Raw genomic sequence first — 25,692 nt, forward strand, 5'->3', positions numbered from 1 at the left:
AGCAGCCTGCATCAAATGTGCAGGCTGCTTTTTGCTTTAATCCCCCATTGCCGCCAACAATTCCGCCTGATGTTCCGCAATCAACGCGCTGGTAATTTCTTCCATATCGCCGTCCATCACAAAATCCAATTTATGCAAGGTCAAATTGATACGGTGGTCGGTTACGCGCCCTTGCGGATAGTTGTACGTGCGAATGCGCTCGCTACGGTCGCCGCTACCAATCAACGATTTGCGCTCAGCGGCTTCTTTGGCTTGGGCTTCGCGTTTTTGCTTGTCGTTCAAACGCGCCGCCAAAACTTTCATCGCTTGCGCTTTGTTGGCGTGTTGGCTGCGACCGTCTTGGCATTCCACCACCATGCCTGTGGGCAAGTGGGTAATGCGAATCGCGGAATCCGTTTTGTTGATGTGCTGACCACCTGCGCCACTTGCGCGGAATGTATCAATGCGTAAATCATTGGGATTTAACTGAATTTCTTCCAATTCGTCCGCTTCGGGCATCACAGCAACGGTACACGCGGACGTGTGAATGCGCCCTTGGCTTTCGGTTGCTGGCACACGCTGAACACGGTGTCCGCCCGATTCAAATTTCAATTTGCTGTACGCACCCAAACCGATTAAACGCACAATCACTTCCTTATAGCCGCCCAAATCGCTTTCGCTGGCGGACACGATTTCCGTTTGCCAACGATTGCGCTCGGCAAATCGGCTATACATTCTCAATAAATCGCCTGCAAATAATGCCGCTTCATCGCCGCCTGTGCCTGCGCGAATTTCAATGAAAATATTTTTATCATCGTCCGCATCTTTTGGCAGCAGCAATTTTTGTAATTCAAAATCAAGCTGTTCAATTTTGATTTTGGCGGCTTCAATTTCTTCGGTGGCAAATTCTTTCATGTCGGGGTCAGACAACATTTCTTGCGCGTCCGTCAAATCGCTTTCGGCTTGGCGATATTGTTGGTAGGTTTCCACGATTGGCGTGAGTTCCGCGTGTTCTTGGTTGAGTTTGCGGTAGTTATCCATATTTGCTGTGGCTTCTGGCGAGCCGAGCAAGGCGGTTACTTCTTCTAAACGCTCTGATAGGGTTTGTAATTTGGCTAAAATTGATGGTTTCATAAGATTGGATTTTTCAGGCTGCGTTTTGAGTAGGCTGGGTTATAACCCAGCGAAATAATTTGTTGTTAGCTGGGTCACGACCCAGCCTACTTTTCAAAATGCAGCCTGAAAATAAAAATGGTTATAAAAATGCGTGAATTATACGGGAAAACGGGGTTTCAGGCAGCCTGAAAACGCTATTGGATTTGTTACTTTATTTTCAGGCTGCACAACCAATCATTGCCGATTATGGCGAAACTAACACCCCTGAAAACGGTGTCCAAAATCGTGCTGGCAAACCGCTATTTTTGAACTGTGAATTTGTCCAAGTGTTGCACGTTTTGAATGCGCTGTATCGCCCATTAGCTTCGTAAAACGCGTCTGTTTCGTGATAATGCGCTCCTGTGATTGGCTGCGTTTTCCCTTGTTTTGTGGCGAAACTTTGGGAAATTTGCTGCGCCAAACGCTGATATTCTTCAGGCGATACGATGATTTTCAGGCTGCGTTTGGGTTCTTCAAGCGGTTCATGCGCGTAAAAGGTAACATGCATGGCGGTTTGGTTTAACCCCGAAATGGCTTTGAATGCGGTACTGGCTTTTAAGTCTGCCCAAGTAGGCGTTTCCAAATAAAATCCACGGTCGCCCCAACCTATGGCGACATATTGGGCGACAAGTTGCAGCTGGCGTGTGTCGGTTTCGCGTACCCAATCGCGCCAATGCCATTGGGGTGTTTCGATGGGCAGGGCAATATCGGTGTGTACGCCGTTGCTGATGATGTAAACCGCAATTCCTGATTGCAGCGGTGCGCGTTGCTGCACTTTCCAGTTGCCCAATCCCCACGCTGCCGCGCCATACAGCAGCAACAATGCAAAAATCGCCGCGCACGTTTTCCATGCGGCGGCGAATGCAGTTTTCAGGCTGCGTGGAAAGTTAGCTAAGCGACTATACATGGAAACTTTCGCCGCAACCGCAACTTTCTTTCACATTTGGGTTTTCAAATTTGAAACCTTCTTGCAAACCTTCTTTGGTGTAATCAACTTGTGTGCCGTCCAAATAAACCAAACTTTTTGGGTCGATAAACACTTTCACGCCGTCTTGTTCAAAAACGGTGTCTTCAGGCTGCACTTCGTCCACAAATTCTAATGTGTACGCCATGCCTGAACAGCCGCTGGTTTTCACGCCAATGCGGATGCCTTCGCCTTTGCCGCGTTTGGTTAGATAATTACGAATGTGGGTAGCTGCATTTGATGTAACTGTAATCATCGCTAATCCTTGGTCTTATAAATAAAATGCAGCCTGAAAATATGATTTCGTTTTCAGGCTGCCTGAAAAATTATGCGCCTTGTTTTTTCTTGTAATCCGCAACGGCGGCTTTTACCGCGTCTTCTGCCAAAATTGAGCAGTGGATTTTCACAGGTGGCAATTCCAATTCTTCTGCGATTTCGCTGTTTTTGATTGCCAACGCTTCGTCCAAAGATTTGCCTTTTACCCATTCGGTAATCAAGCTAGAAGACGCAATCGCTGAACCGCAACCGTAGGTTTTGAATTTTGCGTCTTCAATCACGCCTTGTTCGTTTACCTTGATTTGCAATTTCATCACGTCGCCGCAAGCAGGTGCGCCAACCATGCCTGTGCCGACATCGTTGTCGTCTTTGTTGAATGAACCGACATTGCGTGGGTTTTCGTAGTGGTCAATCACTTTATCGCTGTATGCCATGATGTGTTTCCTTGTGGTTTTGTTGTTAAATAAATGTTGTTAAAAAATATGGTGGTGTCCTGAAAAGTGTGCTGTAAAAAATAAGCAATAAAAAAGCAGCGAGAACAGAGTATTATTGAATGTGTGAAAATACAAATAACTCTGAAATGTCCTCGCTGCCAAGGACAAAATATAAAGAAAAATGGCTACTCTGGCAATCGTAAACAAAAGTATTTTTGTAAAGATTGCTGCCGTAATTTTATTGGCGACCATAACCTTACCTATAAGGGTTGTCATTCCAAAGCTGATGAACAGGTTTGGAGAATGACCGTTAGAGGTTGTGGCATTCGCGATATTGCAGCAATTACGGGTTACAGCAAAGACAAAGTTCAGGCTGCCTTAAAACGCCATGAGTTTGAGCCATTTCCTAAACAAAAACATTACTCTACACTTGAAATAGACGAGTTTTGGACATTTGTCGGTAACAAGTCTAATAAAGTATGGCTAGTCTATGCCTATCACAGAGAAAGTGGCGAAATTGTCGCTTACGTTTGGGGTAAGCGCGATTTAGCAACAGCGCGAGCACTCAAACGGCGTTTGAAAGAGTTGCGTGTAACCTATGACAGAATTGCGACCGACGACTGGGCTGCATTTTTAAATGTCTTTTCAAATGAAGAATGGCATCTAGTTGGTAAGCAACACACAGTTGGCATTGAGGGTAATAACTGTCGTTTACGGCACAAAGTAAGGCGAGCGTTTAGAAAAACGTGTTGCTTTTCTAAAAGTATGTTTTATCACAAGAAAGTTTTTGATTTAGCTTTCTTTGATATTCACTTTGGCATTGTTTAGTTTTACAGCACACTTTTCAGGACACCACCAAAAATATTTTCAGGCTGCCTGAAAATTATGTCAATGCCGACAAAATCAATGTTGCCAACAATCGCGTATCTGTTGTTTCAAACGCTGTTTTCATTGCTGCATACCACGCGCCCTTATCCGCTTCTAAAATTTTCATGGAAACCGAATAACCATTTGGCGCGGCTAAATCTTGCAAAAACAAGCGCGTAATTCTGCCATTTCCTTCAATAAATGGGTGTACCGCATTCAATTCGCTGCAAAAATACGCGCTGCGTTCGGCAAATTGTTCACGGCTCAAATCGCGTAAAAACTGTTCGTTTTTCAATTTTCGCCACACATCGCCATAAAACGAAACGATAAATTCAGGGCGACAAAATGGAATTTCTCCGCGACCTGTCGTGTACTGGCGCAACTCGCCAGCCCATTCGTACAAATCGCCCAATAAATGTTTGTGCAATGCTTGAATTTCAGGCAGCGAAAAAGTTTGCAAAATTGGGCGCGTAATGCTTTTGACAGCAAATAATCGCGCTTCAAATGTTTCCAATTCAACGCCTTGCAAATTCAATTTATTTTTGAAATAAGGCGTTCCTGCAATAATCAAACGGTCATAAACCGCCTGTTCATGCGCCAATCTTGCGTTATACATGGTTTTGATATGGCTGCATGAGTTTTGCCATTGCAATGCGTTCAAACTCTTGATTGCTAATGTTTTGTTTGGCTAATTCAAGCAATTCATTCAAATAATCGCTGCCCATATCCAAATTTTCAATTAAATTGCTGGCATGGGCTTCTAATATAGTTTTTTGGCGTTGTTCTAAAATATGTGGAGGCATGGGGTTTTCCTTGTTTCAGGCTACCTGAAAATGAAATATTAGCCTATTCAGTTTGACTACTTTGTTTATCATAACAAAAGCACTCACTCAAATGTTCTAGCCATACTGGGCTTGCAATACACGTTATTCCATTCGTATCGAATTTAAAAACAAAACCAATATTAAATGCACCATTATTACTAGGAACGGAAAAGACGTAAGGTTCGTGTCGCAACCAACCGTCAATACATTTCCAATCGGTTCGTTCTTCTATCGCTTGTTTAGCAGCATTAAAAGCTTTAACAAATTCCAGTCTCTTTTCAATAAATCCAATTTCAGCATCGCTATACATGGCAATAAATTGCCCTGGCATCATTGAATTTTCCCCTGTTGATATTTCATCGTTCAACATTTGAATAAATTTGGATAATTTGATTGCACCAGTAAAAAAATCAATCGGTTGCTCTAATTCATAGACGTAATACATTCAATTTACCTTTTTAGGCTGCCTGAAAATATCACTTCAAGTTTTCAGGCAGCATTATTTGTATGAAATTTAGTGTTCCGCCCACTCCACAGTACTCAAATCAATCCCATCTTTAAACATCTCCCAAAGCGGCGATAATTCACGCAATTTACCGATTTTAGACTTAATCAATTCAGCCGCAAATTTCACTTCTTCTTCAGTCGTCATGCGACCAAACGTAATGCGTAGCGATGAATGCGCCAATTCGTCATTGCGACCCAAAGCGCGTAAAACATAGCTCGGTTCAAGGCTTGCCGATGTACACGCCGAACCGCTAGATACCGCCAATTCTTTGACCGCCATAATCAAACTTTCGCCTTCCACAAAGTTAAAGCTCACGTTCAAATTGGTTGCCACGCGGTTTTCCAAATCGCCGTTGATGTACACTTCTTCAATACCATTAATACCTTGCAAGAAAATTTTGCGCAATTTTAAAGCGTGTGCCGTGTCTTTTTCCAATTCCAATTTTGCCAAACGGAACGCTTCGCCCATGCCAACAATTTGGTGCGTTGGCAATGTGCCTGAACGGAAACCGCGCTCGTGTCCGCCGCCGTGCATTTGCGCTTCCAAGCGAACACGCGGTTTACGGCGCACATACAACGCGCCAATGCCTTTCGGTGCATAAATTTTGTGTCCCGACATAGACAGCAAATCCACGTTTGCCGCTTCCACATCAACAGGCGTTTTGCCACAGGCTTGTGCCGCATCTACATGGAATACGATTTTGTTTTCACGACAAATTTTGCCGATTTCTGGGATATTTTGGATTACGCCAATTTCATTGTTTACCCACATCACAGAAATCAAAATCGTGTCGGGGCGAATGGCGGATTTTAATTCTTCCAAATCCAACAAGCCGTTTTCTTGCACATTTAAATAAGTTACTTCAAAGCCTTGACGCTCCAACTCGCGCATGGTGTCCAACACAGCTTTGTGTTCGGTTTTCACGGTAATCAGGTGTTTGCCTTTGGTTTTGTAGAATTGCGCTGCACCTTTGATTGCTAAATTATTGGATTCAGTCGCGCCGCTTGTGAACACGATTTCTTTGCTGTCGGCGTTAATCAAATCGGCGATGTGTTTACGCGCTTCTTCTACGGCTTCTTCGGCTTCCCAACCAAATGCGTGGCTGCTTGATGCTGGATTGCCGAATTTTTCACACAAATACGGAATCATTTTTTCGGCAACGCGTTTGTCTACGGGTGTGGTTGCGGCGTAGTCTAAGTAAACTGGGATTTTGATGGTCATGGTTTAAGTCCTTGTAATATTTATTGTTAATGAATATGTGTCAAGCTCACAACGTGTTCGCTGTTTTTATTTTGGTTTTCTTGTTCCAGCAAACTTGCCAGCGTGATGTTGCTTAAATAGTTATCAATGGTTTGATTGAGGTTTTCCCAAAGGCTGTGTGTGATACAAGGCGCACCACCGTGGCAGTTGGCTTTTCGGTTGCACAGCGTGGCATCTAATTTATCTTCTGCTGCGGTGATGATTTGGGCAATATTGATTTGATCGGCAGGCTTGCCGAGTATATAACCGCCGCCTGGTCCGCGTATGCTTTCAACCAGTCCTGCGCGGCGCAATTTGCTGAATAATTGTTCGAGATACGACAGGGATATTTTCTGACGCTCGCTGATGGCGTTGAGTTTGACGGCGTTGTATTGCGCGTTCATCGCCAAATCTATCATGGCGGTAACGGCAAAACGCCCTTTTGTGGTGAGTCGCATGATGTTATTTTGTTTGTGGTTGTGTCTTCTTGTGAAGACGAAATTGTCTAATATCCTAGTAAACCAGTCAAGTATTTTATACAGTTAAAAAATACAGCCTGAAAGATTGCTTCAGGCTGCGATTGTGTTTATCAATGTAAAAACGCAGCCTGAAAACCAAATTTTTAGGCTGCATTCTATTTATTTACAAAGGTTTCGCAGGTTCACCAATCCCTAATTCATTCCCTGCTTTCATACGATTGATGTTATCGCGATGACGGTAAATCACTAAAATCGCAATCAACGTAATCGACCAGCCCCAAGTGGGTTGCGGAATAATGATAAACGCCGCAAACGGTGCAGCCGCAGCCGCTACCAAAGCCGCCATTGATGATTTTTTAAACTTAAACGCTACCACCGCCCAAATCGCCACAATCCACAAAGTAGTCACCAAAGACATACCGAGCAACACGCCCAGCGCAGTTGCCACGCCTTTGCCACCACGGAAACCGAAGAAAATGGGGTACATGTGTCCCAACACCACCGCAATCGCTGCCAAGCCCGCCGCACCAGCAGGTAAACCCACTGCCGCCATCAAGCAACGCGCAATCGCCACGACTACCAAGCCTTTCAACGCATCACCAAACAACGTCCAAGCCGCCGCGTCTTTGCGACCGCTACGCAACATATTACTCGCTCCTGGGTTGCCTGAACCGTAAGTTCGTGGGTCGGGCATACCGAATTTTTTGGAGACAATCAGCGCAGCCGAAAGTGAACCAACCAAATAAGCGACAACTACTACCATGATTTCCAATAAGAACATATAACCGCTCCCAATATTTTCGTTTACAATAACAGAATCAGACAAAAGCAGCCTGAAAGAAAACCTATTTTAACGGAATTTTAGATAAATGGACAAAATTTTCCTGCACGGCATGAAAGCCGAAACCCTGATTGGCGTGTACGACTGGGAACGCCAGCATTTACAACCCCTAATCTTGGATTTAGACATCGGTTTACCCAAGCGCGAAAACGCTTCAGACGATATCGCCACCACCATTCATTATGGCGAAGTTTGCCAAACCATTCGCGAAGAATTGGCGCAATGCCAGTTTCAATTATTGGAAAGTTTAGCCGAATTTATCGCCAACTTAGTGCTGGAGCGTTTTCAGGCTGCATTTATCCGCGTACGCGTTACCAAACCAGGGATTTTGCCCAATGTTCAAGCCGTGGGCATTGAAATTGAACGTGGCACAATTTAACCATTCAGGCAGCCTGAAAACGATTTCATCATGTATAAAAAGCCCCCTCTCCTAATCCACCTTTTGCTGCAACAATATCGCTTTGTTCGCGCCAAAATTTTGCGTCTGCTCGACATCAAAGGACGCACAGCGTGGATTTACGCACCCGAATGTTTAGCACATTTTGTCAGCGTGGAACATCCCGAAAGTCCGCGCCGCATAGAAGCGATTGAACAAGCCTTGCGCAAATCAGGTTTGTGGCATTTACTGCAAAAAATTGAAGCCAGCGAAGTAACCGATATTCAGCTTTCACGCGTCCACACACGCAGCTATTTAAGCAGCCTAGAAAGCCAAGTCCCCGTTTCAGGCAGCACCAAAATCAACGAAGACACCTATCTTAGCCGCGACACGCTCAACGCCGCCAAACACGCCGCAGGTGCAGCGATTAAAGCTGTGGATATGGTAATGAAAAAACAAGCGAAAAACGCCTTTTGTGCCATTCGCCCCCCAGGTCATCACGCCGCATCAGACAAAGCCGCAGGATTTTGCTTCATCAACAACGTTTCAGTTGCCGCCATGCACGCGATTGCAGAATACCGCTTGGAACGTGTAGCGATTGTGGATTTTGATTTGCACCACGGCGATGGCACTGAAGATATTTTCCGTGATGACCCGCGTGTGATGTTGTTATCATCGTTTGAACATCCGCTTTATCCGTTTTCAGGCGTACCATTTTCAGGCAGCAATCCGAATGTGATTAACTCGCCTTTGAAAGCAGGCGATGGCAGCAAGGAATTTCGTGAATTGGTCCGTGCGCAATGGTTGCCGAGATTGGCGAGTTTTCAGCCGCAAATGATTTTGTTGTCCGCAGGATTTGACGCGCACTGTGATGATGATTTGGGTCATTTGAATTTAACGGAAGCCGATTTTGAATGGCTAACTAAGAAAATTATGTTGATTGCCAACCGACACGCGCAAGGGCGGATTATTTCGGTGTTGGAGGGCGGTTATAAATTGAGCAGTTTGGCAAGTAGTGCCAAGGCACATATTATGTGTTTGGTAAAAGCCAGTCCGTTTGTGTAAACAAAAAAAGCAGCCTGAAAATGTTTTCAGGCTGCTTTTTCTATTTCTCAATACAATCCCAGCTAGTTTTCGTATTCGCCACAATATCTTGCGACACATGTTTGCCAATCAATTCATCATAAAATTTTGGCGGCAAACCAAACCCAGGGCGCACGCTGCGGATACACGTTTCATCAATTACATCGCCCGCTTTCATGTCTTTCACAAAATACAGCGAACGGCGGAATTGCGCATTCCCCTGTTCACTCGATTTCAGCGCGTATTCCACATTCCCCAACGCTTGCCAAGCCGTTTTGCTATCGCGGCAAAGGGCTTGCAAATCAGCAGGTTCAAGCGAAAAACTATCGTCCGCGCCACCGCCATTTCGGTCTAGCGTGAAATGTTTTTCAATCGCACACGCGCCCAAAGCCACGCTGATAATCGCCGTCGTATTATCCAAAGTATGGTCAGACAAGCCCACCAATGTGCCAAAACGCGCTGCCATATCAGGCAAAGTGCGCAAATTATAATCTTCCGCAGGCGCAGGGTAGCCGCTCACACAATGCAGCACGACCAATTCTTTGTTGCCCGCTTCTTTCGCCGTTGCAATCGCTTCGGCAATTTCATTTTCGTCTGCCATGCCAGTGGAAATAATCATCGGCTTGCCCGTCTGCGCGACATAGCGAATCAATGGCAAATCAATCACTTCAAACGATGCAATCTTATACGCAGGCGCGTCCAAACTTTCCAGCAAATCCACCGCACTAAAATCAAACGGCGAACTAAAAATGGTAATATCTTGCTCTTTTGCAAATTCAAACAAAGGCTTATGCCAATCCCAAGGCATATGCGCTTTCGCATACAAATCATGCAGCGACTGACCGTCCCATAAACCACCTGTTTGAATCATAAATTCAGGGGCGCGGCTGTTGAGCGTAATCGTGTCAGCGGTGTAGGTTTGCAATTTCACTGCGTCCGCACCTGCTTTTTTCGCTTCTTCAATGATTTTAAACGCAGTTTCTAGACTGCCATTATGGTTGGCGGACATTTCTGCAATAATATACGGTGGTTGGTTGGCACTGATTTCGCGCCCGTTAATATGAATTTTTTGCATAACTTTTTCAATCAGATAGAAAGGTTGAGGAACGAGGATTGTAGCGTGTTTTAAAGTTCTAGGCTGCGTTTTCCTGTTTCCGATACTGCCCAGGTGTCATCTCATACTGTTTCTTAAAAATTTTCCCGAAATGTGTTTCCGACTGAAAACCAGAATCCAGCGCAATTTTCAAAATACTGTCCTGTGTTTTGCGGAGCAACATCGCCGCTTTTTGCACGCGAATATGGTTCACAAACGCATGCGGACTCATGCCCACGTGCTGCTTAAACAATCGCATTAATTGCGCCCGCGACACATTCGCCAACGCAACCATCTTTTCAACAGCCCACGGTTGCTCAGGCGCATCCAGCACCACTTGAATCAAGCCGCGCAACCGCTTGTCTTGCAGACCCTGCAGCACGCCATTTAAATTTTGCTCCGTTTCAGGCTGCGATAAATACGCGCGCATCATCGACACCAGCAACACATTAGACAGCGCATCAATCACAGAAGCTGAACCTTGCCCGCCCTGCTCTGCCTCGTTTTGCAGCATTTGCACCAACGGCTCTAATACCGTTTGCTGCATCGATAAACACACCGTTTCAGGCAGCCCTGTCAATAAATCTGCATGTTTGTTGTATTCAAATCGCGCACAAAACAGCGTTAAATCCGCTTGTTTATTGCCGATGTGCTTCAGCGTAAACGCGCCTTGTTGCGTGGACAACGGCGTGTCTTGCGTATTATCACAACCCGTTTCACTACTCAACGTATGCGCTGCCAGTCGCGGGAAAAACAGCACATCGCCCGCTTTTAATTGACGCGCTTGTGGCTCGCCGTCCACTTTCAGCCAGCCTGAACCACTGGTAACAATATGCACCAATGCCTGTTTTTTGCGCGTTTCATGTCGCACAAACCATTTGCCTTGAAAGCGACAATGAATGTCTACACATCCGCGAATCTGCGCCCATTCAATCAATTTATCCAGAATATCCATTTATTTTCCCTTGTGCGTGTTTTCAGGCTGCATGATAACCTAAAGAGATTCTTTCGCAATATTCACAAACATGAAACCAATTCATGTGCATCAACAAAATTTAACATTTGTCGGTAATCGTCAAAAAACGTAATATAACCCTATCCATTCAATCAACCAAAGGAACACATCATGACACAAACATTCCCACGCCGCGCCGACACCGTAGGTAGCTACTTACGCACACCAGAATTAAAACAAGCGCGTGCTGATTTCGCAGACGGCAAAATCAGCCGAGAACAACTCACTCAAGTAGAAGACCAAGAAATCGCCAAACTCGTGCAAGCCCAATTAGACGCAGGTATCAGCGTGCTGACAGACGGCGAATTCCGCCGTTCATGGTGGCACATCGACTTTTTGGAAAACCTAAACGGCATTGAAGGCTTCATTCCAGAACAAGCCTACGCATTCAAAGGCACAGAAGTTCGCAAATACAACACACGCTGCTGCGGCAAAGTGTCTTGGAACGAAAATCACCCATTCATCGCGCACTACAAAGCCTTAGCAGAAATCGTTGGCGACCGCGGTACAGTAAAATACACCATTCCAAGCCCTAACCAATTGATGTACCCACTCATCTGGGACACAGGCGTGTATGAAAACAAACAAGCCTATTGCGAAGACGTGCGCCAAGCGTACAAAGACGCGATTAAAGCATTCTACGACGCAGGCTGCCGCTACTTGCAAATCGACGACGTTTACTGGGGTACATTGTGCAACAACCACGATAAACCAGACTTTGAAGAAAACAAAAAATTCGCCTTGGAAAATATCCAAGCGATTTTGGCAGACAAACCAGCCGATTTAACGATTACCACACACGTTTGCCGTGGTAATTACAAATCAAGCTATTTGTTATCAGGCGCATACGACCCAGTAGCCCCAGAATTGTTCGGACAAACCACGTATGACGGCTACTTCTTGGAATACGACACCGAACGCGCAGGCGGTTTTGAGCCATTGAAATACTTTAACAACAATCCACACAAAGGTCGCATTGTATTGGGTTTGGTAACATCAAAATTCCCAGAATTGGAAGACAAAGAAGCTGTGAAAGCACGTATTGCAGAAGCCGCTAAAATCGTACCGTTAGACCAGTTGGCATTAAGCCCACAATGCGGTTTCGCCTCTACTGAGGAAGGCAACATTATGACTGATGCCGAACAATGGGCAAAAGTTCGCTTGGTGGAAGAAATCGCCAAAGAAGTTTGGGGCGAAAACTGATTTAGAATATTAGCACCTGACAAATTTAGTCAAACAAAAAAGCAGCCTGAAAACAAAATCCGTTTTCAGGCTGCTTTTTTTATGGGTTATTTACTAATCACAATTGCATCAACATTGCGAGAATGCAAGCGATTTTGCATTTCCTGCGCACGATTCTTAGAAGTAGAAGGCGTATGCACACGGTATAAAGTTGCGCCATCTTTCAATTTTTGCGTAGTAATTTGCGTTTCCACGCCCACTAAAGCCGCTCTTGCTTTCTGTTGTTGTGCATTTTCTGATTTTGGAAAACGCCCACTTGCACGCTGCTATCAGCCAATGCCCACGACTGGGCCGCCATTAATACGGTCGCTAAATATAATTTTTTCATTTTGAAACTCCTAGAGTACTACTTAATTGTTATAGATGTACTCGTTATCAAGCATATTTCATACCAAGTAAAACGTCTTCACCCTTGGTTCTACTAGATATTTATCCCAAAATAGAAAAGCACTTTACAAAGATTTCAACTAGTTAAACGTGCTAAAATAAGCCCATTTTACGCCTGAAAATGTTTTCAGGCTGCATTGATAAATTTACCTAAAGATACCCAAATGGCAGCATACCAAGTTCTCGCCCGAAAATGGCGACCCAAAACCTTCGCCGATTTAGTCGGACAACAACACGTTGTCAAAGCCTTGCAAAACGCGCTAGACAAAGGGCGATTGCACCATGCCTACTTGCTCACAGGCACACGCGGCGTAGGCAAAACCACGATTGCGCGGATTTTGGCGAAAAGCCTAAACTGCGAAAACGCAACCCACGGCGAACCGTGCGGTGTGTGCCAATCCTGCCGTGATATTGACGCGGGGCGATTTGTGGATTTGCTGGAAATTGACGCGGCGAGTAACACGGGCATTGATAATATCCGCGAAGTGTTGGAAAACGCGCAATACGCGCCAACTGTCGGAAAATACAAGGTTTATATTATTGACGAAGTGCATATGCTGTCAAAATCGGCGTTTAATGCGATGCTGAAAACGCTGGAAGAACCGCCCGAACACGTTAAATTTATTTTGGCGACCACCGACCCACATAAAGTGCCGATTACGGTACTAAGTCGTTGTTTGCAATTTGTTTTGCGGAATATGACCACGCAGCAGGTTGCCGACCACTTGGCGCACGTTTTGAAAACGGAGCAGATTGTGTTTGAGCCTGCCGCTTTGACCTTGCTGGGACGGGCGGCGAATGGTTCGATGCGCGATGCGTTGAGTTTGCTTGACCAAGCGATTGCAATGGGTTCAGGCAGCGTGAAAGAAGTTGATGTCCGCCACATGATTGGCGCAGTGGATAAGCGTTATCTGTATGAATTGCTGACGTTTTTGATGGAGCAAGACGGCGAAAGTTTGATTGCGAAAGCGCAGGAAATGGCGGCGAATGCGATTGGTTTTGATAGCGCGTTAAATGATTTGGCGATGCTGTTGCAGCGTTTGGCGTTGCTGAAAACCGTGCCGAGTGCGATTGCGGCGGACGACCCTGAACGTGAGCGTTTGTTGCTGTTGGCGCAATATTTTAGTGATGAACAAATTCAGTTGTATTATCAATGTGTTATTCACGGAAAGCAGGATTTGCCTCTTGCGCCTGATGAATACGCTGGTTTTGTGATGACGTTGCTGCGGATGTTGGCATTTGCGCCGTTTGCTGCGAAAAATACGCCTGTGGATAGCACAATTGAAGGGACGCAGCTGCACAATCCTGTGGAAAAAAAAATGGCTGAATCAGGCAGCCTGAAAATGCAGCCTGAAAAAGCGGTTGAGCCTGTTTCGCAGCCTGAAAAAATTGTAGAACAATCGCAGCCTGAAACCATCGAACCACAAAACAGCGAAGATTCGCCGCCATGGAACACATCTGTAACCGAGTCGCCACAGCAAACGCAGCCTGAAAACATCAGCGAAAAAGTAGAAACGCAGCCTGAAACCCCTGCGCAACCCTTTTCAGGCAGCGAACCCAACGAATGGCAGCCCAAACCCGACTACGCCCCGTATCCCGAATACGATTATCCCCCGTTTGACGACCTGCCGCCCGAGCCATACACGCCCGAACCGCAGCCTGAAAACGAACCCGAGCCAATCGAAGAAGAAGCGATTGACCCAAGCGAACCCATGCCCGAATTTACCGCCGCCAACTGGGCAACGATTACGCGCAGAATTGGCGCACAAGTGTCTGCCGCGCAGATGTCGCTGAATCACATGGCGTGGATCGATTTTGCCGATGGCGTGCTGCATTTGGCGATTGACTACGCCCACACCACGCGCGACACGTTGCAAAAAACCTATTTTGACCGCATCGCCCACGCGCTCACTCAAGCATATAACACGCCCGTTCACATTCAAACGTGCAGTTTTGAGCCGAACAAAGGCTGGGAAACGCCTGCCATGCACCGCGAGCGCATTCAGCTAGAACGCCGTGAACAAGCGCGACAAGCATTGCAAGCGGATAAAGCCGTGCAAGATTTGCAGCAAATGTTTGGCGCAAAATTTTTGGATAACAGCTTGGTTTTGAAAAAATAAAATGCAGCCTGAAAAACTTTACAATACCTCGTAGGGTGGTTCTACTCACCATGGAAATAGCCATTTTGGTGGGTAAAACCTCCAGATCTGACAAGTTTTAAAAATCGGTAAATTTTAATACTTGTTGTAGGGGGTGTACGGTACGCACGCACCAAACAAGCTTTAGCGACTTTTAAAATGGTGCGTGAACAAGTTCACACACCCCACAAAAGAACTTGTCGGGTCTGGGTAAAACCCACTCTACAGCGCGTTTACAAAAGTTTTCAGACTACAAAATAACGAATTGAAATACTATGTTACAAACCGACAACCTCACCGCCGCCGCGCCCACTCGTATCATCGCACCGCAAACCCAGTCTAGCCAAGAAGAGCAACTGGAACGCGCCTTGCGTCCCAAATTTTTGGACGAATACATCGGGCAACACAAAGCCAAAGAGCAGCTAGGCATTTTTATTCAGGCAGCCAAAAAGCGCAGCGAAGCACTCGACCACACTTTGCTGTTTGGCCCGCCAGGCTTGGGCAAAACCACGCTCGCCAATATTGTCGCGCGAGAACTCGGCGTGAATTTGCGCCAAACCTCAGGGCCAGTGCTGGAACGCGCAGGCGATTTGGCGGCGTTGCTCACCAATCTTGAACCGCATGACGTGTTATTTATTGATGAAATTCATCGCCTTAGCCCCGTCGTGGAAGAAATTTTGTACCCCGCCATGGAAGATTATCAGCTTGATATTATGATTGGCGAAGGTCCAGCCGCCCGCAGCGTCAAAATTGATTTGCCGCCGTTCACCCTAATTGGCGCGACCACACGCGCAGGCATGCTCACCAATCCCTTGCGCGACCGTTTCGGCATCGTTGCCCGTTTGGAATTTTACGAAACGCAAGATTTGGCAACCATCGTCCGCCGTTCCGCGCAATTACTGAACATGGATTTGGACGAGAACGGCGCGTGGGAAGTAGCGCAAAGAAGTCGTGGCACGCCGCGCATTGCCAACCGTTTATTACGCCGCGTGCGCGATTATGCCGATGTGAAACATTCAGGCAGCATTGGCGCAGAAATTGCCGATGCCGCGCTGTCGATGCTTGATGTGGATAAAATTGGCTTGGACATGATGGACAGGAAATTTTTGGAAGCCGTGTTGCAGAAATTTTCAGGCGGGCCTGTGGGTTTGGATAACGTAGCTGCCGCGATTGGCGAAAGCACGGACACGATTGAAGATGTGATTGAACCGTATTTGATTCAACAAGGTTTTTTGCAGCGCACACCACGCGGACGCATGGCGACGGCAAGTGCGTTTGAACATTTTGGACTGAATCAGCCTGAATAGTTTTTAGACTGCCTATATTTTAAGCAACCTGAAAAACCATTTCTGAAACAAATAAATAAACTGCTTATCCACAGATTATCCCTGTGTAAAACACAAACTGTGTGTATTTTCAGGCTGCGTTTTATACACAGCGAAAAACTGGAGCGTCAGCGGCTCACCGACTCTCCATCAAATTCACGCAACCTGAAAAAGGATTTATCCATGCTCCTATTCCTAGACTTTGACGGCGTACTCCATTCCGCCTATTCCTTCAATACCAAACAGTTATACAGCCAAATCCCCATATTTGAGCAATTTTTCAGGCAGCCTGAAAACGCCAATATACAATTCGTGATTTCGTCCACATGGCGATACGGGCGCGATTTGCACGCTTTGCGCCAGCCCTTTTCACCCGACATCGCCGCCAGAATCATCGGCAAAACACCCGAAGATGTCGCCACCACGCGCATCGGTTCACGCGAACAAGAAATTTTGCAATACCTGCACGACACGCAGCGCGAAGCCGAGCCGTGGATTGCGCTTGATGATGTTCGCAGCTATTTCAGTCGCCATTTAGACCGCGTTTATTTGTGTAAGCCACACACAGGTTTAACGCTGCAGGATTTGCCTAAATTGGCGCAGTTGATTAATGATTTTCAGACTGCTTAATTTTTAAGCATAGTAAAATTTACATTTTAAAACAAATAGTTTATCAACTTATCCACATATTATCCTTGTAGCAAAACACAGCCTGTGTGTATTTTCAGGCTACATATACAGATTTATTTTTATTGAAGGTTACTTTTATGCTTTCTCGTTTCTTTTCCAAAAAATCACTCCATGCACCAGCAATCATTGCAGCACTCTGCATTTTAGTGTTGCCGAATATAATTTTTCTAGCAGTCGCTTCTTACACAGGAACAACCAGACCTATCCTAAATATGGATTATTGCTGGCTGTTACTACTGCTAGCCATTTGGTTAAAATTTCCCAAAAAACCTATTTTTATCATTACAGTAGCTTGCCTTATTTTAAGCAGCAGTATTGACAGCTTTCAGTTTATCCAGCAAATTTTCCCATTTTTAAATCTAGAAAGTGTCTTATATTTACTCCCATTTTTACCGACTGCACCCACTACTTATATCATGCTATCCGCTATTTTTGTGGTGTATTTGATTGTGCTGCCTTTTGTTATCATAAAAATCACCAAACGAAGCACAAGCGAAAGTTTAATCGCGGTGTTTACCTTAGGCTTAATCACCACATTAACTTTGAATAACCTCCCATTAGCAGATAAATCAAAATATGTGTATAGCAAAAGCCAAGCAAATGCATTATGGACTCACGAAGCGGCTCTACAAAAAGAATATTCAGAAATCCCAACTTTTACCCCATACCCAATTAAACCTGCCTCCGCACAACTTAATCCACAGCAAAACCGAATCTTAATGATAACAGCCGAATCATTAGGCTCAACCAAAGATGAAGTATTGCAAAAAGACATTGCTAAACTACTCCACAAGCAAGCAGCCGAAGGTAAAATCAAATCCTTCAGCACAGGACATATGCCTGTGGATAGTTCAACCGTAGAAGGTGAAATGCGCGAAGTGTGCCACGTCAAAATCAGCTCTATTCAAATCACACGTGCACCAAAATCACAATATGCCAGCTGTTTGCCTAACCAATATGCACAAAAAGGTTTAACCACCATTGGTATGCACAACGCAGACAGCGCAATTTATGGGCGTTTATATTGGTACCCAAAAGCAGGTTTTCAAAAAACTTTATTTGTAGACCAATTAAGCAAATATAAACAATGCTCACTTTTTGACGGCGCATGTGATTATGAATTAACCCCAGAAATCACCCGCGCATTTGCACAACACGATAAATTATTCTTCTATTGGATGACATTGAACGGGCATTACCCTTACCAAACAACCGATATTATCAATCATCGTTTTGACTGCGCGCGCTACCCTTCCCTAACCGAAGAAGCCTGCCACAATTTACAACTCCAAGCCCAACTACTCGACCAAATTGCCGACATCAACACCCGCCCAGAAATGAAAGGTGTAGAAGTGGTGATTGCAGGCGACCATATGCCACCTTTTGCCCAGCAAGACAAAGCAGCAGAAGTGTTTAACATGGGACACGTTACTTGGTATCACTACATAATTCCATAAAAAAACCCTTTCAGGCTGCTTGACAAATCTCAAGCAGCCTGAAAGTTTAAAAAAACTGCACAAATTTTAAGCAAAAACAAAATAACCATAACAAAACAACCTATTACCCCAGTTATCCACACCCCATTCACACACTCTATCCACCTAAACCGTGCATAATGTGTCAAAAAATGGCAGCCTGAATTTTCAGGCTGCCTAAATCTATTTATAATCCTATTCCCCCAAAAAAACGCAGCCTGAAAAACCATGATACCCCACGACTTCATAGACGAACTCCTAGCCAAAACCGACATCGTAGACGTGATTGACCAATACGTCCCACTCAAAAAAGGCGGCGCAAACTACATGGCATGCTGCCCGTTTCACAAAGAAAAAACCCCCAGTTTCTCCGTCAGTCCCAGCAAACAGTTTTATCACTGCTTCAGTTGCGGCGCACACGGCTCAGCCATCGGCTTCATCATGGAACACCAAGGCTTAACCTTTCCCGAAGCCGTGCAACAACTCGCCGACCGCGTTGGCATGACCGTGCCACGCACCAAAGGCAGCCTGAATGACAACCCCGAAGAACGCACACGCCGCAAACAGCAACAACAAACCCTAGAAAGCACCGTCCAAACCGCCGCAAGCTATTACGCCGCGCAACTCAAAATCCACGCCCAAGCCCAAGCCTACGCCAACAAACGCGGCTTATCCCCCGAAATCATCGCCCACTACGGCATTGGCTACGCACCCGAAGGCTGGACACCGCTCGCCCAAGTTTTCCAACCCTATCCCACCGCCGAACTCATCACCAGCGGCATGGTGTTAGACAACGAAGGCAAGCAATACGACCGCTTCCGCCACCGCCTCATGTTCCCCATTCGCAACATTTCAGGCAACATCATCGGCTTTGGCGGACGCGTATTAGACGACAGCAAACCCAAATACCTCAACTCCCCCGACACACCCTTGTTTGACAAAAGCAAAAACCTCTACGGATTATGGGAAGCCCGCGCCGCCGTTAAAGACGCAGGACGAATTTTAGTCGTAGAAGGTTATATGGACGTGGTTGCGCTCGCCCAATTCGGCATTGGATACGCCGTCGCCGCGCTTGGCACAGCCACCACCGCCGAACACGTCAAACTACTCATGCGCCAAACCGACAGCATCTATTTCTGTTTTGACGGCGACAGCGCAGGCAAAAAAGCCGCGTGGAGAGCATTAGAAAACGCCCTACCGCAGCTCAAAGACGACAAAGCCCTACACTTTCTCTTTTTGCCAGCAGAACACGACCCCGACAGCTACATCCGCCAATACAGCAAAGACCAATTTGAACAAGCCCTGCTGCACGAAAGCAAACCCCTATCGCAATACTTTTGGGACGCGCTCACAGCCGATTTAGAGTTGAACACACAAGAAAGCAAAGCCGAACTCGTCAAACGCGCCACGCCATTATTGGCACAGATTACCGCACCCACGCTCGCCTTTTTGCTCAAGCAAAAACTCAGCGAACTCGTTGGGATTGACCCAGCCAATCTCGCGCATTTAATGGGACAAGCTGCACCACAACGCCACGTTAGCGCGAAAAATTACCGTTTGCCGCGCGAAAGTTTCAGGCAGCCTGAAAGCACCACACTGGTGCAAAAACAAATTCGCACGCTGCTGCTTAATCCCGAATGGGCGCAGTTTGTCGTGTTTCCTGATTACTTGCCCGCGCACGGCGATTTTGCCTGCCTGATTGCGCTGGCAGACGTGTATCGCGCACACCCCACATTCACCGCTGCGCAAGCCATGGAACATTTCCGCGATAGCCCATTTGCCCACACGATTGAACACATTTTCTTGCACAGTTTGAACAATGAAGAATTGGAAGATTGCAGCGAAGAAAAGCGCACCGAGTTTCAAGACGGCGTTTCTCGTTTAATGCGCGATGCAGCGCGTGAACAAGTGCAAATTTTGCGGCAAAAAGGCAGCGATTTAACCGCCGATGAAAAACGCTTGTTGATGATGTTGCTGACAATGAAGTGAAATACAGCCTGAAAAAAAGCAGCCTGAAAACTTTTTCAGGCTGCTTTTTTATCACTAAATCAACGTTTTTCTTTCTTCTGGCATTTCCCACACACGCCATACATATACAGCGCATGGTCTACCACACGATAACCATTTTCTGCTGCAATTTTGTCTTGCAACTTCTCAATCTCTTCATTATGAAACTCAGACACCAAGCCGCATTTCACACACACCAAATGGTCGTGATGACCGCCCTTGTTCAGCTCATAAACCGCCTTGCCCGTTTCAAAATGGTGGCGCAACAAAATGTCTGCCTGTTCAAATTGCGTCAGCACGCGATAAATCGTTGCCACGCCAATTTCAATGCCCTCGTCCAACAAAATCCGATACACATCTTCCGCGCTCAAATGCTCATCAGCATGTTGCTCAAACAAATCCAAAATTTTCAGGCGCGGGCCCGTAACCTTCAAACCATTGTCTTTTAATTGCGAAATATTTTTCATGATTTTCCTATTGATATTGATGAACACAGATTGCGTATATAATAGCACTTTTCCACTGGTCTAAATAATAAAAGTTTTCAATAAACTTTTTTGGTGGTATCTTTATTTTTATCTGATATTTACGCGAAAGGCAGCATCTTGAAACCATTACTTTTAGCCGCAAGCATCTTAGTTGGATTAAACGCTTGCACCCCCGTTTTAGTAGACAAACTGCCCTACTACAAATTAGACGTGGTGCAAGGCGTGCCATTTGACCCGCAACCCGTTTTGTCTATCCAGCCAGGCATGACACGCCAACAAGTCGCCCTAGAATTGGGTACGCCACTGCTTAAATCCGTATTCCGTGAAAACCGTTGGGATTATGTTTACGAAATTGTGCGCGGCGGCAAAATCAAACAGAAAACTTCTCTAACCGTGCATTTTAATGGCGACGTTGTAAGCAGCGTGGAAGGCGACGCATTGGAAGCAGCTCGCCAACAAATGCAAGGCAAAGAGCCTGCTCAATCATCACTTTACACGCCACAAGCTGCCAGTACACCAGCACAAATGCAGCCTGAAACGGTATTGACTCCAGTTCAACAATAATTCACAAGGATTTCATCATGACACAATTAAAAGTAGCCATTGCAGGCGCAAACGGTCGCATGGGCAAAACTTTGGTGCAAGCCGTAGCAGCCAACCCAAACACCGTATTAGTCGGCGCGTTGGAACACGCTGAATCGAACGCTTTGGGCTTGGACGCTGGTTACGCAGTGGGCGTAAAAACAGGCGTGGCAATTAGTGCAGACGTGGACGCTGTGTTGGCAAACGCAGATTTGATGATTGACTTCACACGCGCCAACGTGTCTTTGCCATTGATTGCCAAATGCGCAGAAAAAGGCGTGAAGATGATTATCGGTACAACAGGTTTTGACGCGGACGGCAAAGCGGCGATTCAGGCTGCGGCTGAAAAAATCGGTATCGTGTTTGCCGCAAATTACAGCTTGGGCGTGAACTTGACGTTCCATATTTTGGACACCGTTGCGCGTGTGCTGAACGAAGGCTACGACATTGAAATTTTGGAAGCGCACCACCGTCATAAAGTCGATGCGCCAAGCGGCACAGCGTTGCGTATGGGCGAAGTGATTGCCAATGCGTTGGGACGCGATTTGAAAGAATGCGCGGTTTATGGTCGCGAAGGACACACGGGCGCACCTGAAGCACAAACCATCGGTTTCGCGACTGTTCGCGCAGGTGATATTGTGGGCGAACACACAGCGATGTTTGCCACTGAGGGCGAGCGTGTGGAAATCACGCACAAAGCCAGCAGCCGCATGACGTTTGCCGCAGGTGCGGTTCGTGCTGCCGTTTGGTTGCGCAGCCAAGATAAAGGTTTGTTTGACATGCAAGACGTGTTGGGCTTAAAAAACCGTTAATCATATTTTTCAGGCTGCATGAATGTAGGTCAGATACTCGTATCCGACAAAAATAGCGAATGTTGGATTCAAGAATCCGACCTACAAATCTATATCGCAGCCTGAAAATCTAAGGAGAATAAAATGGAAAACAAACCCATTGAAGAACCTGAAATCACGCAGCCTGAAAACAATTTGGTTGATGAAAATCTAGACGATACGGAATGTGAAGAGCTAATCAAAGAATGTGAGAAATTAGCCCAAACCAAACAGCTCACCAAACGCCAGTTAATCCGCCAAAACAGCATTTATTTGCTGCCCAACTCGTTCACGATTGCCGCACTGTTTTCCGCATTTTATGCGATTACGCAATCCATGCACGGACGCTTTGAAAGCGCAGCGATTGCCGTGTGTTTGTCCATGATTTTGGACGGCTGCGACGGTCGTGTAGCACGGTTAACCAACAGCCAAAGCGCATTTGGCGAACAGTTGGACAGTTTGGCGGATATGGTCAGCTTTGGTGTTGCGCCTGCGTTGATTGTGTATAACTGGCAGCTTTATAACTTCGGCAAACTGGGCTATTGCGTGGCGTTTATTTACTGCGCGTGTGCCGCTTTGCGTTTAGCATTGTTTAACACGCTGATTGGTAAAGTGGACAAAAAATGGTTTATCGGTGTGCCAAGTCCGTCTGCTGCCGCGTTAATGGTCGGCATGATTTGGCTAGACCGCAGCTTTGACGGCGTGTTTGATGAAGCGAGCGTTTGGGTGTTGTTGCTGACCTTGTTTGCTGGCTTATCTATGGTGGTGCAAATTCCGTTTTGGAGCTTCAAGGAATTCAACTTGCGCCGCCGCGTTTCATTTGCTGGCATGATTGGCTTGATGTTGCTGTTTGTGTTCTTGATTTTGCAACCTGCATTGGTTTTGTTTGTGTTCTTTTTGGGATACAGCTTGTCTGGCTATGTGATGTGGGCTTGGAAGAAATATGGGGCGAATGCAGCCCGAAAAGAGATTTGATGGGCTGAAGCCCATTCTACGGTATTTAATCTTTATCGCAGCCTGAAAACATATAGTTAATGCCCTTATCTTTTAATACAGCGTTGCCAACGCCCTTATGTGCTAAATGCACACGGCAGGCGTTGTCGCCTTGTATTAACATCAACTATAAAACAGCCGTTATTCTTTGATGAATAACGGCTGTTTTTTCATGCTACAGTTTTACCATTGATACTCTGTTTTGAAACCGCCAAAGCGTTTTTTAGCGGATTCGCTGCCTGTGCTGTAACCGCCATACAGCGTGTTACGCCAGCCGCCTGAGTAAATGCCAAAGCCCAATTCGTGCATAAATTGTCGGTTGAATTTTTGCGTTAATTGAAAGTATGCGTTGCGGTTGAATTTATCGAGCCTGTTCGGCTTTGACGGCTTCTTCTCGTTTGTGGGCTTCTTCAGCTTTTTTAGCCTCTTCTTGTCGTTTGGCTTCTTCCTCTTTGATTTGCTCCTCTGCTTTTGGATTGTATAGTCGGTAATCATTATTCTCGTTTAATAAGGTATAACGATAAGTACCTAAATCCACATCTTTGCCGTTGTTCAACTTCACGCTAAGGTCATTGCTGGTTTGCGTAGCATTTTCCAATTTCAACAAAGATAAACGTGCATTGACCACTTCTTTGCCGCTATTTTCCACCACCAAATTATGAGAACCGTTAGGTTTGCTGGTGTTAGTTTCGCCTAGAACGCCGTTGAAAGCAGTATGAGCAGCATGATAAGTATTTACTTCATTTTGTTCTTTTAGGCGTTGAACATACAATTCTTTTGCTTTTTCATATACTTGCTTATATTCATCACTATCATCAGATGCTGCAGTTTTTGTTAAATAAACAAAGTCAAGCATACACCCATTTTTACAAAACGTAATCAAATCCAACCAAAAACTTAACAAATTTAACAAAAATACAACACTCAAAAAAAGCAGCCTGAAAAATACTTTTCAGGCTGCTTTTCACATCACAATCCACGATTAATTTTCGCCAACAAACTACTCTTCTCCAAATACCAAACCAACGCCACCGCAGCCGCCGTTAGCGACACAATCAACGCCGTCCAAAAGCCATAAATGCCCATACCAAACGGATACGCCAACACATACCCTGGTAGCAACCCCAACAACCAAAACGCCACCGCATGAATACACATCGGCACACGCGTCAATTTATAGCCACGCAGCGCATAAGAAGCAATCGTTTGCGTGAAGTCCACCACCTGATAAGCCGCCGAAAACAACATCAACACCACCGCCAATTTCGCCACGTCCACATCACTCGTATAAGCCCCCACCAAATCAAATCGCCCAAACGCCATAAACAGCACCGTCCCCACAGAAAGCAGCCACCCAACCACCAAAGCCACGCCCGAAATATAACGCGAACGCGCAAACTGCCGACGCCCAATCGCATAACCCACACGCACCGTCGCAGCCGCACCCACCGCCTGCGGAATCATATAAATCGTGCCACTAATGCTCATCACCACCTGCTGCGCCGCCACAAAATTCGCCCCCAAAGGCGCAATCAGCCACACAATAAAGCTAAACAAACTCACTTCCAAAAAGTAAGAAAACCCAATCACCCAGCCCAAATGCCAAAACGATTTCAACGCCGCAAAATCAGGGCGACTAAATCGCTCAAACAAACCAAATTCACCAAACTTCGGCGAACGCGCAATATGCCACCACAGCGCAGCCAAACTAAACCAATACACCACCGCAGTCGCCACACCCGTACCCGAACCGCCCAATTTTGGAAAACCCAGTTCCCCATAAATAAACACATAATTCAACGGAATATTCAGCAACAACGCCGCCCAACTAATCCACATAATCGGTTTAGGCTGATTCAGGCTGCTTGCATACGCATGCAACGCCCGATAAAGCAACGCCGCAGGCATACCCAACGCCACATAAAACAAATAATCGCCCAATTGCTGCTTCACATAATCATCAAGCTGCAAATAATTCTTCATTGGCTCAATCAACACGCCCAGCAAAGCCGCGCCCACCACGCCCCAAATCAAGCCAAACCAAAGTCCTTGCCGACCGCATTCGCCCACTTCCCCTTTTTTGCCCGAACCATGCAACTGCGCAATAATCGGGTTCAACGCCGCCATCACACCCAACAGCGTGATAAACACCGTAGAAAACACCGAACTGCCCAAGCCCACCGCCGCCAAGTCCGCCTTACTCGCGCGACCCGACATCACCGTATCCGCCACCCCAATCGCCAGCGTCGCCACTTGTCCAATCATCATCGGCAAAGCCAAACTTAACAACTCACGCATTTCATGTCGCCAATCTTTCCAAGAATAGCGGTTTAAATCAAAAATCATCATATTCCTCTCAAATAATCGCAGCCTGAAAAACATTTTTCAGGCTGCCACACAAA

29 protein-coding genes are annotated in these 25,692 nt (G+C 46.1%); 12 read left to right on the forward strand and 17 right to left on the reverse strand.

Annotated elements, in window-relative coordinates; translation table 11 throughout:
• Nucleotides 1–36: 36 nt before the first annotated feature.
• The 4 genes from prfA to iscU all read right to left on the reverse strand — a co-directional run bounded on the left by prfA (nucleotide 37) and on the right by iscU (nucleotide 2,808).
• On the reverse strand, nucleotides 37–1,113 hold the full coding sequence (gene prfA, locus QEO93_RS05565) for a peptide chain release factor 1 (RefSeq protein WP_032136255.1): 1,077 nt from the start codon (nucleotides 1,111–1,113) through the stop codon (nucleotides 37–39).
• A gap of 226 nt (nucleotides 1,114–1,339) precedes the next feature.
• Entirely contained in the window at nucleotides 1,340–2,041 is a 702-nt protein-coding gene (locus QEO93_RS05570) for a TIGR02117 family protein (protein ID WP_052368606.1), read from the reverse strand.
• Nucleotides 2,034–2,354, reverse strand: coding sequence for an iron-sulfur cluster assembly protein IscA (gene iscA / locus QEO93_RS05575; protein ID WP_032136256.1), 321 nt, complete (start codon nucleotides 2,352–2,354; stop codon nucleotides 2,034–2,036). The genes QEO93_RS05570 and iscA overlap by 8 nt, the downstream gene beginning before the upstream one ends.
• A gap of 70 nt (nucleotides 2,355–2,424) precedes the next feature.
• Nucleotides 2,425–2,808, reverse strand: a complete 384-nt coding sequence (gene iscU, locus QEO93_RS05580; RefSeq protein ID WP_003787748.1) for a Fe-S cluster assembly scaffold IscU — start codon at nucleotides 2,806–2,808, stop codon at nucleotides 2,425–2,427.
• Between the two features lie 123 nt (nucleotides 2,809–2,931).
• On the opposite strand from iscU, the gene QEO93_RS05585 reads away from it, so the two are divergent.
• Nucleotides 2,932–3,636, forward strand: coding sequence for an IS1 family transposase (locus tag QEO93_RS05585; protein ID WP_085815405.1), 705 nt, complete (start codon nucleotides 2,932–2,934; stop codon nucleotides 3,634–3,636).
• Between the two features lie 55 nt (nucleotides 3,637–3,691).
• Here QEO93_RS05585 and QEO93_RS05590 read toward each other — a convergent pair whose 3' ends face one another.
• From QEO93_RS05590 to plsY, 6 genes are all read right to left on the reverse strand, one after another.
• On the reverse strand, nucleotides 3,692–4,291 hold the full coding sequence (locus tag QEO93_RS05590) for a Fic/DOC family protein (RefSeq protein ID WP_081906925.1): 600 nt from the start codon (nucleotides 4,289–4,291) through the stop codon (nucleotides 3,692–3,694).
• Nucleotides 4,284–4,478, reverse strand: coding sequence for a hypothetical protein (locus tag QEO93_RS05595; protein WP_032137162.1), 195 nt, complete (start codon nucleotides 4,476–4,478; stop codon nucleotides 4,284–4,286). The genes QEO93_RS05590 and QEO93_RS05595 overlap by 8 nt, the downstream gene beginning before the upstream one ends.
• 43 nt (nucleotides 4,479–4,521) lie before the next feature.
• The gene (locus tag QEO93_RS05600; RefSeq protein ID WP_032137163.1) at nucleotides 4,522–4,944 is read right to left on the reverse strand and encodes a hypothetical protein; all 423 of its coding nucleotides are present in this window, start codon (nucleotides 4,942–4,944) and stop codon (nucleotides 4,522–4,524) included.
• 69 nt (nucleotides 4,945–5,013) lie between these two features.
• Nucleotides 5,014–6,228 (reverse strand): IscS subfamily cysteine desulfurase, encoded by a 1,215-nt coding sequence (locus tag QEO93_RS05605; RefSeq protein ID WP_032137164.1) that lies wholly within the window; start codon nucleotides 6,226–6,228, stop codon nucleotides 5,014–5,016.
• A gap of 26 nt (nucleotides 6,229–6,254) precedes the next feature.
• On the reverse strand, nucleotides 6,255–6,704 hold the full coding sequence (gene iscR, locus QEO93_RS05610; RefSeq protein ID WP_032137165.1) for a Fe-S cluster assembly transcriptional regulator IscR: 450 nt from the start codon (nucleotides 6,702–6,704) through the stop codon (nucleotides 6,255–6,257).
• A gap of 184 nt (nucleotides 6,705–6,888) precedes the next feature.
• Nucleotides 6,889–7,506 carry a glycerol-3-phosphate 1-O-acyltransferase PlsY gene (plsY, locus tag QEO93_RS05615; RefSeq protein ID WP_032137275.1) on the reverse strand — a complete coding sequence of 206 codons (618 nt, stop codon included), beginning with the start codon at nucleotides 7,504–7,506 and terminating at the stop codon, nucleotides 6,889–6,891.
• A gap of 88 nt (nucleotides 7,507–7,594) precedes the next feature.
• Here plsY and folB point away from each other — a divergent pair, with 88 nt between their 5' ends.
• Nucleotides 7,595–7,945, forward strand: a complete 351-nt coding sequence (folB, locus tag QEO93_RS05620; protein ID WP_032137166.1) for a dihydroneopterin aldolase — start codon at nucleotides 7,595–7,597, stop codon at nucleotides 7,943–7,945.
• 30 nt (nucleotides 7,946–7,975) lie between these two features.
• Nucleotides 7,976–9,007, forward strand: coding sequence for a histone deacetylase family protein (locus tag QEO93_RS05625; protein WP_081906928.1), 1,032 nt, complete (start codon nucleotides 7,976–7,978; stop codon nucleotides 9,005–9,007).
• A 40-nt stretch (nucleotides 9,008–9,047) separates the two neighbouring features.
• Here the strand turns inward: QEO93_RS05625 and pseI are convergent, their stop codons facing one another.
• Together pseI and QEO93_RS05635 are read right to left on the reverse strand one after the other, a co-directional pair.
• On the reverse strand, nucleotides 9,048–10,100 hold the full coding sequence (gene pseI / locus QEO93_RS05630; protein ID WP_032137167.1) for a pseudaminic acid synthase: 1,053 nt from the start codon (nucleotides 10,098–10,100) through the stop codon (nucleotides 9,048–9,050).
• A gap of 58 nt (nucleotides 10,101–10,158) precedes the next feature.
• Nucleotides 10,159–11,073, reverse strand: coding sequence for a cupin domain-containing protein (locus QEO93_RS05635; protein WP_032137168.1), 915 nt, complete (start codon nucleotides 11,071–11,073; stop codon nucleotides 10,159–10,161).
• Nucleotides 11,074–11,244: 171 nt separating this feature from the next.
• Between QEO93_RS05635 and QEO93_RS05640 the strand changes: the two genes are divergently transcribed.
• Nucleotides 11,245–12,336, forward strand: a complete 1,092-nt coding sequence (locus QEO93_RS05640) for a 5-methyltetrahydropteroyltriglutamate--homocysteine S-methyltransferase (RefSeq protein WP_032137169.1) — start codon at nucleotides 11,245–11,247, stop codon at nucleotides 12,334–12,336.
• An 86-nt stretch (nucleotides 12,337–12,422) separates the two neighbouring features.
• On the opposite strand, the gene QEO93_RS05645 is transcribed toward QEO93_RS05640, so the two are convergent.
• On the reverse strand, nucleotides 12,423–12,575 hold the full coding sequence (locus QEO93_RS05645; protein ID WP_081906929.1) for a hypothetical protein: 153 nt from the start codon (nucleotides 12,573–12,575) through the stop codon (nucleotides 12,423–12,425).
• 351 nt (nucleotides 12,576–12,926) lie between these two features.
• Between QEO93_RS05645 and dnaX the strand changes: the two genes are divergently transcribed.
• The 5 genes from dnaX (at nucleotide 12,927) to dnaG (ending at nucleotide 20,379) form a co-directional block, all read left to right on the forward strand.
• Nucleotides 12,927–14,882, forward strand: a complete 1,956-nt coding sequence (dnaX, locus tag QEO93_RS05650) for a DNA polymerase III subunit gamma/tau (RefSeq protein ID WP_032137170.1) — start codon at nucleotides 12,927–12,929, stop codon at nucleotides 14,880–14,882.
• Nucleotides 14,883–15,175: 293 nt separating this feature from the next.
• On the forward strand, nucleotides 15,176–16,207 hold the full coding sequence (gene ruvB / locus QEO93_RS05655; protein ID WP_032137171.1) for a Holliday junction branch migration DNA helicase RuvB: 1,032 nt from the start codon (nucleotides 15,176–15,178) through the stop codon (nucleotides 16,205–16,207).
• 201 nt (nucleotides 16,208–16,408) lie between these two features.
• Nucleotides 16,409–16,855, forward strand: coding sequence for an HAD domain-containing protein (locus QEO93_RS05660; RefSeq protein WP_032137172.1), 447 nt, complete (start codon nucleotides 16,409–16,411; stop codon nucleotides 16,853–16,855).
• Nucleotides 16,856–17,331: 476 nt separating this feature from the next.
• Entirely contained in the window at nucleotides 17,332–18,372 is a 1,041-nt protein-coding gene (locus QEO93_RS05665) for a sulfatase-like hydrolase/transferase (protein WP_143445760.1), read from the forward strand.
• Between the two features lie 246 nt (nucleotides 18,373–18,618).
• Complete coding sequence (gene dnaG, locus QEO93_RS05670; RefSeq protein WP_032137175.1) at nucleotides 18,619–20,379, forward strand: DNA primase; 1,761 nt, start codon at nucleotides 18,619–18,621, stop codon at nucleotides 20,377–20,379.
• 59 nt (nucleotides 20,380–20,438) lie between these two features.
• Here the strand turns inward: dnaG and fur are convergent, their stop codons facing one another.
• A complete protein-coding gene (gene fur / locus QEO93_RS05675; protein WP_032137176.1) occupies nucleotides 20,439–20,864 on the reverse strand; it encodes a ferric iron uptake transcriptional regulator in 426 nt (141 codons plus the stop codon).
• Between the two features lie 138 nt (nucleotides 20,865–21,002).
• Here fur and QEO93_RS05680 point away from each other — a divergent pair, with 138 nt between their 5' ends.
• The 3 genes from QEO93_RS05680 to pssA all read left to right on the forward strand — a co-directional run bounded on the left by QEO93_RS05680 (nucleotide 21,003) and on the right by pssA (nucleotide 23,272).
• Nucleotides 21,003–21,449 (forward strand): outer membrane protein assembly factor BamE, encoded by a 447-nt coding sequence (locus QEO93_RS05680; RefSeq protein ID WP_081906930.1) that lies wholly within the window; start codon nucleotides 21,003–21,005, stop codon nucleotides 21,447–21,449.
• A gap of 17 nt (nucleotides 21,450–21,466) precedes the next feature.
• Complete coding sequence (gene dapB, locus QEO93_RS05685; protein WP_032137177.1) at nucleotides 21,467–22,279, forward strand: 4-hydroxy-tetrahydrodipicolinate reductase; 813 nt, start codon at nucleotides 21,467–21,469, stop codon at nucleotides 22,277–22,279.
• A 123-nt stretch (nucleotides 22,280–22,402) separates the two neighbouring features.
• Nucleotides 22,403–23,272 carry a CDP-diacylglycerol--serine O-phosphatidyltransferase gene (pssA, locus tag QEO93_RS05690; RefSeq protein WP_081906931.1) on the forward strand — a complete coding sequence of 290 codons (870 nt, stop codon included), beginning with the start codon at nucleotides 22,403–22,405 and terminating at the stop codon, nucleotides 23,270–23,272.
• 201 nt (nucleotides 23,273–23,473) lie between these two features.
• On the opposite strand, the gene QEO93_RS05695 is transcribed toward pssA, so the two are convergent.
• The 3 genes from QEO93_RS05695 to QEO93_RS05705 form a co-directional block, all read right to left on the reverse strand.
• Complete coding sequence (locus tag QEO93_RS05695) at nucleotides 23,474–23,599, reverse strand: hypothetical protein (RefSeq protein WP_257874979.1); 126 nt, start codon at nucleotides 23,597–23,599, stop codon at nucleotides 23,474–23,476.
• A gap of 52 nt (nucleotides 23,600–23,651) precedes the next feature.
• Nucleotides 23,652–24,146, reverse strand: coding sequence for a pertactin-like passenger domain-containing protein (locus QEO93_RS05700; RefSeq protein ID WP_143445761.1), 495 nt, complete (start codon nucleotides 24,144–24,146; stop codon nucleotides 23,652–23,654).
• 113 nt (nucleotides 24,147–24,259) lie between these two features.
• On the reverse strand, nucleotides 24,260–25,636 hold the full coding sequence (locus QEO93_RS05705) for an MATE family efflux transporter (RefSeq protein WP_032137279.1): 1,377 nt from the start codon (nucleotides 25,634–25,636) through the stop codon (nucleotides 24,260–24,262).
• Nucleotides 25,637–25,692 lie beyond the last annotated feature (56 nt).

The organism is Kingella negevensis (assembly GCF_030177895.1).
GTDB classification, from domain to species: Bacteria; Pseudomonadota; Gammaproteobacteria; order Burkholderiales; family Neisseriaceae; genus Kingella_C; species Kingella_C negevensis.

What these genes read in the sequence shown, in the direction of transcription:
- QEO93_RS05590 (WP_081906925.1), bottom strand. Translation starts at nt 4,291, where the DNA reads ATGTATAACGCAAGATTGGCGCATGAACAGGCGGTTTATGACCGTTTG.
- QEO93_RS05700 (WP_143445761.1), bottom strand. Translation starts at nt 24,146, where the DNA reads ATGCTTGACTTTGTTTATTTAACAAAAACTGCAGCATCTGATGATAGT.
- iscA (WP_032136256.1), bottom strand. Translation starts at nt 2,354, where the DNA reads ATGATTACAGTTACATCAAATGCAGCTACCCACATTCGTAATTATCTA.
- pseI (WP_032137167.1), bottom strand. Translation starts at nt 10,100, where the DNA reads ATGCAAAAAATTCATATTAACGGGCGCGAAATCAGTGCCAACCAACCA.
- QEO93_RS05600 (WP_032137163.1), bottom strand. Translation starts at nt 4,944, where the DNA reads ATGTATTACGTCTATGAATTAGAGCAACCGATTGATTTTTTTACTGGT.
- QEO93_RS05570 (WP_052368606.1), bottom strand. Translation starts at nt 2,041, where the DNA reads ATGTATAGTCGCTTAGCTAACTTTCCACGCAGCCTGAAAACTGCATTC.
- folB (WP_032137166.1), top strand. Translation starts at nt 7,595, where the DNA reads ATGGACAAAATTTTCCTGCACGGCATGAAAGCCGAAACCCTGATTGGC.
- QEO93_RS05695 (WP_257874979.1), bottom strand. Translation starts at nt 23,599, where the DNA reads ATGCACGAATTGGGCTTTGGCATTTACTCAGGCGGCTGGCGTAACACG.
- QEO93_RS05665 (WP_143445760.1), top strand. Translation starts at nt 17,332, where the DNA reads ATGCTATCCGCTATTTTTGTGGTGTATTTGATTGTGCTGCCTTTTGTT.
- dapB (WP_032137177.1), top strand. Translation starts at nt 21,467, where the DNA reads ATGACACAATTAAAAGTAGCCATTGCAGGCGCAAACGGTCGCATGGGC.
- QEO93_RS05635 (WP_032137168.1), bottom strand. Translation starts at nt 11,073, where the DNA reads ATGGATATTCTGGATAAATTGATTGAATGGGCGCAGATTCGCGGATGT.
- QEO93_RS05625 (WP_081906928.1), top strand. Translation starts at nt 7,976, where the DNA reads ATGTATAAAAAGCCCCCTCTCCTAATCCACCTTTTGCTGCAACAATAT.
- prfA (WP_032136255.1), bottom strand. Translation starts at nt 1,113, where the DNA reads ATGAAACCATCAATTTTAGCCAAATTACAAACCCTATCAGAGCGTTTA.
- QEO93_RS05660 (WP_032137172.1), top strand. Translation starts at nt 16,409, where the DNA reads ATGCTCCTATTCCTAGACTTTGACGGCGTACTCCATTCCGCCTATTCC.
- ruvB (WP_032137171.1), top strand. Translation starts at nt 15,176, where the DNA reads ATGTTACAAACCGACAACCTCACCGCCGCCGCGCCCACTCGTATCATC.
- pssA (WP_081906931.1), top strand. Translation starts at nt 22,403, where the DNA reads ATGGAAAACAAACCCATTGAAGAACCTGAAATCACGCAGCCTGAAAAC.
- QEO93_RS05595 (WP_032137162.1), bottom strand. Translation starts at nt 4,478, where the DNA reads ATGCCTCCACATATTTTAGAACAACGCCAAAAAACTATATTAGAAGCC.
- iscR (WP_032137165.1), bottom strand. Translation starts at nt 6,704, where the DNA reads ATGCGACTCACCACAAAAGGGCGTTTTGCCGTTACCGCCATGATAGAT.
- dnaX (WP_032137170.1), top strand. Translation starts at nt 12,927, where the DNA reads ATGGCAGCATACCAAGTTCTCGCCCGAAAATGGCGACCCAAAACCTTC.
- QEO93_RS05640 (WP_032137169.1), top strand. Translation starts at nt 11,245, where the DNA reads ATGACACAAACATTCCCACGCCGCGCCGACACCGTAGGTAGCTACTTA.
- QEO93_RS05705 (WP_032137279.1), bottom strand. Translation starts at nt 25,636, where the DNA reads ATGATTTTTGATTTAAACCGCTATTCTTGGAAAGATTGGCGACATGAA.
- dnaG (WP_032137175.1), top strand. Translation starts at nt 18,619, where the DNA reads ATGATACCCCACGACTTCATAGACGAACTCCTAGCCAAAACCGACATC.
- QEO93_RS05605 (WP_032137164.1), bottom strand. Translation starts at nt 6,228, where the DNA reads ATGACCATCAAAATCCCAGTTTACTTAGACTACGCCGCAACCACACCC.
- plsY (WP_032137275.1), bottom strand. Translation starts at nt 7,506, where the DNA reads ATGTTCTTATTGGAAATCATGGTAGTAGTTGTCGCTTATTTGGTTGGT.
- fur (WP_032137176.1), bottom strand. Translation starts at nt 20,864, where the DNA reads ATGAAAAATATTTCGCAATTAAAAGACAATGGTTTGAAGGTTACGGGC.
- iscU (WP_003787748.1), bottom strand. Translation starts at nt 2,808, where the DNA reads ATGGCATACAGCGATAAAGTGATTGACCACTACGAAAACCCACGCAAT.